Origin of the sequence: Methylophaga sp. UBA5088, from assembly GCF_002414625.1 — a bacterium.
GTDB lineage: Bacteria > Pseudomonadota > Gammaproteobacteria > Nitrosococcales > Methylophagaceae > Methylophaga > Methylophaga marina.
In genome coordinates this window covers 1372-2085 of the sequence record NZ_DIAC01000026.1, presented here as the reverse complement: position 1 = coordinate 2085, position 714 = coordinate 1372, and the positions used below count along the sequence as shown (strand labels likewise).

The following is a 714-nucleotide window of genomic DNA, read 5'->3' as shown; positions in this document are numbered from 1 at the left end:
AAATGCGGTTTGAACAAGGTGATAAAGAGACTGAGCTGGAGCTTATCCGCGACCTACTGAAAAAAAGAAATATCAGTCAACCCACCAATCAACCTTGTGCTGGTTCAGTTTTTCGAAACCCACCAGGCGACTTTTCTGGTCGTTTGATTGAAGTCAGTGGTCTGAAAGGACTCACAGTGGGCGGTGCCAGTGTGTCAGATAAACATGCAAACTTTATCGTTAATAATGGTGATGCCACAGCAAAAGACATCGAGACACTCATCTTTGAAGTACAGCAACGGGTTGAGCAAGAGCACGGCGTTAAGCTGATTCCAGAAGTGCATATAATTGGAGAGCCATCATGATAAAACGCACTGTGTCTGCTGCTGAATTTGGTCGTGTTGCTGTACTGATGGGCGGCCGATCTGCTGAACGTGAGATTTCACTCATTAGTGGCAATGCGGTATTAGCTGGCTTACAACGTAGTGGTATCGATGCGTATGGCATCGATGTCAGCTTCGATATCTGTCAAAAAATGAACAGTGGTGAATTTGATCGTGCGTTTATCGTCCTCCATGGACGTGGCGGTGAAGATGGTGAAATTCAAGGTTTTTTACAGGCCATCAATCTGCCTTACACCGGAAGTGCAATTAGTGCTTCTGTACTGTCTATGAACAAACGATTGAGCAAATTAGCGTGGATTCAACAGGGTTTACCAACTGCCCTGTTTGTTCC

At 45.2% G+C, this 714-nt stretch carries 2 pseudogenes; both read left to right on the top strand.

Annotated features, from left to right (window positions below):
• Positions 1-344, top strand: a pseudogene (locus B4K20_RS03060) (UDP-N-acetylenolpyruvoylglucosamine reductase); the annotation flags it as partial.
• Positions 341-714 (top strand): annotated as a pseudogene (locus tag B4K20_RS03055) (D-alanine--D-alanine ligase); the annotation flags it as partial. The pseudogenes B4K20_RS03060 and B4K20_RS03055, both read left to right, overlap by 4 nt.